5 protein-coding genes and 1 pseudogene are annotated in these 9,027 nt (G+C 62.0%); 2 read left to right on the top strand and 4 right to left on the bottom strand.

All coding sequences use genetic code 11. From position 1 onward, the window contains the following. The coding region (locus tag EOA86_RS11215; protein ID WP_245497219.1) for an SAM-dependent methyltransferase at positions 1-2,295 on the top strand (2,295 nt) is incomplete at its 5' end. Positions 2,296-2,342: 47 nt separating this feature from the next. On the opposite strand, the gene EOA86_RS11210 is transcribed toward EOA86_RS11215, so the two are convergent. Together EOA86_RS11210 and EOA86_RS11205 are read right to left on the bottom strand one after the other, a co-directional pair. Further along, complete coding sequence (locus EOA86_RS11210; RefSeq protein ID WP_128341676.1) at positions 2,343-3,023, bottom strand: peroxiredoxin-like family protein; 681 nt, start codon at positions 3,021-3,023, stop codon at positions 2,343-2,345. 18 nt (positions 3,024-3,041) lie between these two features. After that, a complete protein-coding gene (locus EOA86_RS11205; protein ID WP_128341674.1) occupies positions 3,042-6,341 on the bottom strand; it encodes an adenylate/guanylate cyclase domain-containing protein in 3,300 nt (1,099 codons plus the stop codon). Between the two features lie 240 nt (positions 6,342-6,581). On the opposite strand from EOA86_RS11205, the pseudogene EOA86_RS40125 reads away from it, so the two are divergent. Further along, positions 6,582-6,758 (top strand): annotated as a pseudogene (locus tag EOA86_RS40125) (adenylate/guanylate cyclase domain-containing protein); the annotation flags it as partial. Between the two features lie 236 nt (positions 6,759-6,994). On the opposite strand, the gene EOA86_RS11195 reads toward EOA86_RS40125, so the two are convergent. Together EOA86_RS11195 and EOA86_RS11190 are read right to left on the bottom strand one after the other, a co-directional pair. Then, positions 6,995-8,380 carry a hypothetical protein gene (locus tag EOA86_RS11195; protein WP_127208858.1) on the bottom strand — a complete coding sequence of 462 codons (1,386 nt, stop codon included), beginning with the start codon at positions 8,378-8,380 and terminating at the stop codon, positions 6,995-6,997. Positions 8,381-8,589: 209 nt separating this feature from the next. After that, positions 8,590-9,027 (bottom strand): GNAT family N-acetyltransferase (locus EOA86_RS11190; RefSeq protein WP_128341672.1); only part of this gene is annotated, 438 nt, incomplete at its 5' end.

The raw sequence follows: 9,027 nt of genomic DNA, 5'->3' as shown, positions 1-9,027 counted from the left end.
ATCGCCCGCGGCTTTTCTGCTGACCCCCGGGTCGACCACCCAGCGTCGGCTCACGCCAATGGAGCGATCGAGGCGGACGGCCGCACCGCTTCCGAAGCACTCGCGTGGTTCGCGTTATGGAACGCCGCGTCGGATTGCGGCAGCGGCCGCCGCTCGATCAGCCCTCAGCCCCTGCGCGCGCTCCCGGCCGGACGTAAGTGGGCGCGTGACATCGCCAAGGTGGCCTTCGATGGCCTTATGGTAGGAAGCCTATCGGTGCCAGCGCAATTGGCCGCCAGCTGGGACAGGTTCGGCGGCTCCCTCACGGAGTTGATCACCGAACTCGGCAAGGTCTGGGACGATCCCGTCGCTGGTCGCCGCGTCCAGTATCAGCTTGAGGAAATGCTTCTCGACTTCGACGATCTTGCCGCGCCGCGCAGACTGGCGCGGACGCTTGGAATTCGCGTCGATATTCGAAATCCGACCTCGATCGAATTGCCGGAAGGAATCGATCAAATTTATGCCTATCTGATGATGGATGGCCAGATCGAGGCTGTCGTGCAGTTCGGCGTACTCGGGAAAGTGACAAGGCGCCATTGGATTGAATTGATCCGGAATTTCGTGCCCCCTGAGCGGCTTATACACAGTGCCGCGCGACTTGCGAGGCGATCTCCTGTACATGCCCCGCAGCAGGGCGCCGGTGCCGACAAGTCAAACATGTTTGCAGCCGAGGCATTGTTGTCCATCGCGGGACGCCGGTCCGATCGGGACAGCCACTTCGGCAAACTCGCGCGGTTGGCCGCGGAAGCGCGGGGGCTGGTTCGGTCGAGCGCCGAAGCTACAGAGCCGCTTGCATCGCCACGCCGTGCATCGGCCGCGGATGGGCACGACAATGATCGCACGTCGTTCTGGAATCGCCGTTTCGCGATCGAGGATCCCTGGAACTACGGTTCGTCTTATGAGCAGGAAAAATATGAGCGGCAGCTCGAAATTCTGCCTGCCGGTCCGATCGGACGGGCGCTTGAGCTCGCCTGCGCGGAGGGGCACTTCACGCGGAAGCTGGCGCCGCGAGTGGGCCATTTGACCGCAACTGACATTTCCGCCGTAGCGATCGGGCGCGCGCGCGCGCGATGCAGCGATCAGCCGAATGTTGAGTTCGGCGTACTGGATTTTTGCGCGGACACGCTGCCGGGTGAGATGGACCTGATCGTCTGTTCGGAAGTGCTCTACTATCTGGATGATCTCGCCGAGTTGCGGCGCATCGCCAAAAAAATCGTTGAGGCATTGGCGCCTGGCGGCAGTTTCATCAACGCACACGCATTCGTGTTACGTGACAATGTTGAAAGGACCGGCTTCGACTGGAACACATTCGGTGCACAAGCGATCTCAGAGACGCTGGCAGGGACCGAAGGCCTCGTCCTCGATCAATCGATCCAGACCGAGCTCTATCGCATAGACCGCTTCCGCCGCCTGTCACCGGGCGACGTGGCGACGGAACCGATGGTTGATCAAGTGCCAATCCGCGCGCGCCTTGAAATCGGGGTCGCGCGAAATATCGTCTGGGGCGGGGCGCGGGCCTTGCGCCGCGACGTTGCGCGTAGCGAGCGGCGGCAGCGTATCCCTGTCCTCATGTATCATAGCGTCTCCGATGAAGGTCCGGCCGCGCTCGCCCGTTTTCGGCTCACGCCCGCCGCATTCCACAGCCAGATGTCATGGCTGCGCGCCAATGGCTTTCACGCGATTAGGTCCGAGCAGCTGGAATGGTTCATCGCCAACCGTCAACCTTTCGTTGGCCGCCCAGTGCTCATCACCTTCGATGACGGCTTCCAGAACTTTGCCGACCATGCCTGGCCGATCTTGCGCGCGAACGACCTGACCGCGGAAGTGTTCCTGGTGACGGACCTGGTGGGTGAAAGTGCACTGTGGGACGCCGACAGCGGTCCGCCAACGCAGCTTATGGACGCCGGGACGGTGCGACGCCTCGCTGCCGAAGGTGCATTCTTCGGAAGCCATCTGGCGACGCATCGCGCGATAGATGGTCTGTCGAGCTCTGACTTGGCCAGCGAGCTGCTTCGCTCTCGTATGTTCATCGAACGGTGGACCGGTCGGCTAACCACGGCGTTCGCGGCACCCTTTTCTGTCACCGACCGACGGCTTGGCAGGCTGGCCAGGGAGTGCGGCTATCGGATCGGCTTCGGCGGCAGACACGGCCCGGCGGACCTCGATTGCGATCCCATCGACCTTCCGCGCATCGAGATTCGCGGGGATCGCTCGCTCGATGACTTTGTTGCCAGGGTCGAGGCCGTGCTGGGATGAAACGGTGAACTTGTCAGTGTCCCGCCCGTTTTCCCCGTTCGCAAGCCCTATTGGGCGACTTGGGACACCGCTGACATCAGCTCCTGCGGGTTTGGCGCCCCAAACATGTATCGCCCACCCTCTGGAACCTCCGTGAAGCTCCAGCGGACGATCCCCTGCCGGTCCAGCAGGAACTGACCGACCAGTTGTCCGTGTCCCGTTGCCATCATCTGCTCGTCGGCTTCGGTCAGTTCGTAATGGTCCCTCTTGTCGAGGATCTCGCCGGCCGCAATAGGATCCATCGCACCGGGCAACTCGCTTGGTATGTCGACCCGCATATCCTTTACCGCTGCCATCGAGACTTTGTACGGCCAGTTGGTCTCGTTCTCGGTGAATTCGAGATTGGGCAGTCCAAAAGCACGATGTGAAGCGCGTTCAGGGTCGGAGGCCGCAAGCAGATTCGGCATCGGGTGGTAACGGAAATAGAGACGCGCCCGTTCGATCGGCGTGTTGACCACCGTCAGGCTCTCCACGCCCTTTTCGCGCAGCTCCGGATCAAGCCGCGCCTGGGCGGCGATATGGCGCCGGCAAAACGCACAATGCAGACCTCGAAACAGGCCGACCAGCACCGGTCTTTGTCCTCGAAAGTCGTCAAGCGCGATTTTGCCTTCCTTGGTAATGGCGTCGAGTACCACGTTCGGCGCACGGTCGCCCGGTTGAAGCGGTACCAAGTCGCTACGCGCGGACATTTCCAACCTCCAACCCGGCTAATCGAGAAAAGGCAGCACCACAAGCGCTTCCGGGTCGAGCCCGTGCTGGGCGCATATACCCTGCGCCAGGGAAAAGTAGCGTTCGGCCTCGGCCAGATTGTCGAGGTCGAGATTAAGCGTTGCCAGACCATCATAGCACGGAAACAGCAGTTGGGGCTCGCCCGTTTCGCGGGCTACCTCCAGTGCTTCGTGGAACAAGCCGACCGCCAGTTCCGGACGGCCGTGGCACTGGTGGATCTGCGCAAGCACGATCAACGGCACCGGCAGGTGCTCGCGCTGGTCGAGCGCCCGGTCGATCTCGATGGCCTTCTCGGCAGCAGGCACGCCCTCCGTTGGACAGCGATCCGTGAAAGTACAACAAGCGACCGCCAGATTGGCGAGGAGGCGCGCTTGGAAACCCAAGTCACCAATATGGCGCGCCACTTCAAGACCGCGCCGACAGACATCCATTGCCTGTGCCGGATCGATGGTCGTGTAAAGCACGCCGAGATTGGTGTAGCCGCGGCAGGCCGCGGCCAGTAGACCGGCGGCTTCGGCTAATTCTATGCTATGCTCAACCTGACGCACGGCTTCACGGTTTCGCCCAAGGCGAGCCAACGCAACAGCCTTGGTATTAAGTGCCTCGGCGGTCACAAGAGTGGCATCACACCCTACCTCGGAGACATGCTCCGTTGTCAGAGAGCGTACGCAATCCAGCGCCGCGTCTGCCCATTTTGCCGCGAGAGCGTGATCTCCGCTACGGAACGCCTGTCGGCCACGTTCTTGCCAGAGATGCGCCTGCTCGATCGGGGCATCCGCTCCATCGAGAAGCGCTGCCGCTTCAGCATAGCGGGATTCTGCGTTGTCCCGCTTGCCGACGTCCCAGAGCAGCCGACCGATCTTACGCAAAACTCGCGCCGATGCCACACGATTGGCTGACTCTCGGTATGCCTGCAACACCGTCTCGTAGTGGTGGTGCGCGATCTCGCGGCGGCCTATCGGGCCGCTCAAATCGGCAATGCGCTCTGCAATTGCCAGTTTGAGCCGTGTTTGCCCGATCGCGCCCAACGCAGTCAGGGCTCGCTCGTAGAAACGAAGGGCGTCGTCGTTGGCGTATATCATGCGAGCGCGATCGCCCGCCGCCTGCAGATAATGCGCGCCCCTCTCCCGCTCGGCGCTCTGTGCGAAATGATGACCGAGCACGGTCAAATCCTCGAGCCGTTCCGGCTTGTCGCCGCACACTTGCTCCAAGGCAGCACCGACCCGCCCGTGGATCTCGGTCCGGCGTTTTAGGAGCATATTCTGGTAGATCACGTCCTGCAGCAATGTTTGCGTAAAGCGGTAGCTTTGCGACGAGACCGAGCCTGATCCGGCAACTTCCTCGATGATTTCCGCATCGCAAAGCAGTTCGCAGCCGGCTTCTAGCCGGCCGGGGTCGGCTGTCACGGCTTTCAGAAGTGTGGCATCGAAGCGCGGGCCGATTACCGCGGCTTCCTGGGCCAGCCGGCGCACCTCTTGGGGCAGCCGGTCGACGCGAGCAAGCAACATTGCCTGGATAGTGGCGGGAATGCCGGTTGCGAATTCGCCTGCCACAGTCCGCCATCGCTGGCCCTCGCGCATCAGTACACCGCGATCGACAAGGCCGCGGACGATCTCCTCTACAAAAAGGGGGTTGCCGCCCGCGCGCTCAAGGATCTGGTCGGGAAGCCCTCCTGCGGAGTTTACCCAGCTCTCGCCGAAAAGCGCCGCCAGCAGGCTGCGTCCGTCATCATTGTTGAGCGGCGAAAGCCTGAGCGCTGTGTGACTGACCCGACTTGAGTCGAGCTGGCCGTTGTCCCGCGCCGGACGATGCGTGACCAGCAACATCAACCGCGTGCGTTCCAACCTGTCCATCACGAAACGTAGTGCCTCGAGCGACACGGCGTCGGCCCAGTGCAGGTCTTCGACGACAATCAACAGCGGCGACAGCGCAAGCCGCCGTTCGATGATTGTGCGGACTGCGTAGAGAATTTGCCGCCGCAGCTGCTCGGGCTCGACATGCTGCAAGGTGGCATCGGGGTCGCCAAGGCCGAGCACATGGTAGAGCAAAGGCATCAGTCGCTTCGCCTCCTCGCTCTGCAGGCCGAGATCGGTAAGCAAGCCTGCGAGCTTCCCCCGCACTTCGTCCCCACTGTCGTTTTGCATCATCCCGGCAGCGCTGCGCACCACTGCGCCCAAGGCGCCAAATGATTGTTCGCCCAGCGGTGAGCACGTGGCCAGCCGCACGGCGACGTTGCGAAAACGATCCTCGTCGCTGACGCGGGCGACGAACTCCTTCACCAGCCGCGATTTCCCGATACCGGCTTCTCCGACGAGGCGGACAAGTTGGGCCGAGCCGCTGCATGCCTGGTCAAGGCTCGCCATCATTCTATTGAGCTCCGCACCACGACCTATTATCGGCGCACTGAGGCCGAGCGCCTCAAGCCCACGCGCTGCACGCGGGGTCGCGAGCGGTGCATCCAGTCGATGGACGAGCACACTGCCAGCCTTGCCGCGAAACACGACATCACCGAGCGATTCGTAGGAGAAGGCATGCCGGGTCAGCCTGTGAGTGAGCTCGCCTACCAGCACCTCACCCGGTGCGGCCAGCGATTGCAGGCGTTGCGCCGTATTCACTGTGTCGCCGGTCACCGAATAGGATTTGGCGGTGCCGATGCCCAATCCGCCAGTAACGACCGGACCAGTGTTTATGCCGATGTGGAGTAACAGAGGCGAGCCGGAGTGGGGGGTGCTTTCGCCGAGCCGCGCCGTCCGGGCGATCATGTCGAGAGCGGCGCGAAGCGCACGTTCCGGATCGTCCTCATGCGCGACCGGCGCACCGAACAAAGCGAGCAGTGCATCGCCGATGAATTTGTCGACGAAACCACCAAAGTTTCGCACGGCCGCCGTCAATTCCTTGAACAGTTGGTTCTGCAGCGCTTGCATGACCTCGGGGTCGAGCTGCTCGCTGAGCGTCGTGAAGCCGCAAAGGTCTGCGAACAGGACGGTTACCGTCCGTCGATCGGCGTCGGAGACGGGATGCAGCCCATCTTCGCTTTCGATGTTCGGAAGCAGCGACGGAGTTCGAGAAGGCGGCACAATGGTCCGGTTTGGCGTCGGAGCAGGCCGTTCAACGGCTTTTGCGGGCGCACCGACGCTTGCCCCACATTTCGGACAGAACTCGAAATCAGGTGCGCAGGGGTAGCCGCAACTGACGCATGGCACGGGCTGGCGCCTGCCACACCGCGGACAGAAGGCGTAACCGCCCTCAACCTCGAAACCGCAGCCCGAGCAGTCCATCCAACAAGACCTCACTAGAGGCCGTGACGCCGTGATCTCGCCACGCACTCACGGCAGGCTATTAACAAGGATGCACCGATAGCCGTCGACCGGCAAGCGGCAGCGCAAATGTGCATCGAGCGATCCGCGTGGGTCCGGTGGCAGAGCGTTGCCGATTCGGGCGGCTGCGTGGCCGTCGTTTGCGAAAGTTCCCTCTTACCATCCGTCTTCCTGCTATTGTGGAGATGAGGACACGGACCCATGAGCGAGAATCGTAAGCTAGTCGCAATCCTGGCTGCAGATGTGGTCGGATACAGCCGGCTCGCGAGCGCGGACGACGGGCGGGTGATCAAACGCACTGGGGATGGGACGCTGGTAAAGTTCCGCAGTGTGGTAGACGCCGTGCGCTGCGCCGTTGAGGTTCAGAATGGTATGGTATGGGCTCCGCAAGGCCGGTGTCGTGCAATGACAGGTGTGGCCTATGCGGCCGGATCAGACGCCAGAGGCTCACCGATAGATCGCCGTCGCTTGCGGCTGCGCTAGAGCAATTCCAGGGAAAGTGCGTACCGTTTTCGTCAGGAATTGCGTCAAACAAAGAGATAGAGCGCTTCTGCGTTTCCGTGAAACGTGAACCGCTCTAGAAAATCAACCTGAAATAAGGCCTGAAGTGAGGCTCAGGTCGCCTTGATCTCTGCCTGGCCGATCTTGCGCCATCGGGCGTTTTCGCGAACCAGTTTCAGGTCGTCGGTCGTCTCGGCAAATGTCCGCAAACGGTATTGCCGGAGCAGGTTCGGGAAGAGCGCCCCTTCCGGCAGGCCGGCAAGCTGCTCGCGGACCGAGATCTTTTCATCGATGACCCGCATGCCCCAGGCATTTTCCCGAACCTGCAGCTCCGCAGCCAAATCGCGCTCTTCCGGCGCGCTTTCGTCCAGCACAGCCAGCAGGATCGAGTGGAAAAGCGCTACATAGCCAATCTGTCTCAGGCCGCCCACAACCCGCACGCGCGGTAATATGGCAAGGACGAGGAACATCAGGAACAAGTTCGGCAGCAGCACGCCGTCCAGCAGCGCCTGCTTGAGATGCGGCCGCTCGAACGGGATGGAAAGACCATGCGGCCTGTCAGGTTCGATCAGGTGCCCGTTCTCGAGGACGAGCTTTCGCACACGCTCCTCGCGGATGCCCCAGAAATAGGCCGTGGCATTAGGCAGGAATCTGCCAAATGGGCTCGATGCGGCCTCTTGCAAGGCACGTTCGAGACGCTGGCGCCTTGCGGGCTCAATGAGCAGCCTGGAAACAAGGCTGCCGTCGTATTCTAGATGCCGCGCCATGGCAGCCGCGGCGAGCCGATCGTCGATGAAAACCGGCAGAGCCATGCCGGAACGATCCCAATCGGCGACCAGATCCTCGTTGAGGGTTGTCAGCGCATCGGCGGCGGTTCCAAAAACCTTGTCCTGGCTGGCAAGCAGTGTGCCCAGCCAGCGGCTGGCATCCGTTTCGTCGCCCACCGCTTCGAGCGCGCGCTTGTTGAGGGTGACGGGACCGGCCACGCAGGCGCTTTTGCGGCACAGTTTGTGGCGCCCCATGCCAAACAGGTTGATCTTGTCGTCTCCGACATCGAGCCATCCCGGCCCCTCCCGGCCAATTGTCTCCATGGTCATCGTCGTTCCCATGAAGCCGAAGAAGGCCGACAGCCCGTTTTCGACCGCGCCGAGCCAGGCAAGCAGGAGGGCATCGAAGGTGGTCCGGTCCATCAGAAGCAGGCAGTGCAGGCCGGACTGAATCACCGGTCTGTGCTCGAACTCGTCGAGGGCCTTGCCGATCTCTTCAGGCTGCATGATCGCACCAAGGCGCTGATGCAGGACTTCGCGCAGGATCGAGCGGGCAGCGATCGCCGGGCTCGATGCAGGCCTTGCCACCGGCCGCCACAGATGGCGGGCGTAATCGGAAACCGGTGCATTCCAGTTCTGCTCGATGTCACGTGCGACTTCCGGGCAGAGCAGCGACAGCACAGCCAGAATTTCCACCGGAGGCGTAGTGGTTGGGTCAAAGACGGCGGTCATTGGTCCCGTCTAGCCGCTTGCGGTGCAAACGCCAAGGGAGACCAGACTTGCGGCCGGCCCACACATAGCCCACACTAGATTGTCAACTCGATCAAGATGGTGTGAGACGAAATTGACCGTATCCAACGGAGTTCTCCTTGAGCAATCGCTGTCGCCGACTCGGCACGAATTGTTAGATTGGCTAAACAGTTAAGGCCAAACAGCGGCTCTCAGAACCGAAGCCGGGCCATGCTCAGGAGGTCGTGGTACTGCCCATCGGTAAAACCGGCCTTCACATGCCGGCCTTCGACCTCGAAGCCGTGACTTGTGTAGAGACGGACGGCCGGTTCGTTGTCGGCAAAGACGGTCAATTCGACCCGCTTCAGGGCGCGCCAGTTGTCGGCCACGTCAAGCAGCGCGCCAAGTATGGCAGAGCCGATACCCTTGCCGACAAACGCATCGTCAAGGCCGATATTGATCTCGCCGATATGCGAACGGCGCGGTGAACTCTGCACGACCAGCCTGCCATGGCCGACGACCTTGCCGTCCAACTCGGCAACGATCCAAGTGGTTTCCTGGCCGGACTTGGCGATGCGCCGCTCCACCTGCTCCACCATCTCGAAGGGCATCCTCAGCGTGCCCCAGCGGAAGCCCGGCATGTTGAAGAT

This window comes from Mesorhizobium sp. M5C.F.Ca.IN.020.32.2.1, from assembly GCF_004023105.1.
Classification (GTDB): domain Bacteria; phylum Pseudomonadota; class Alphaproteobacteria; order Rhizobiales; family Rhizobiaceae; genus Mesorhizobium; species Mesorhizobium wenxiniae.
Note: the sequence above shows the minus strand (reverse complement) of the source record. Positions and strands in the feature narration are given on the sequence as shown.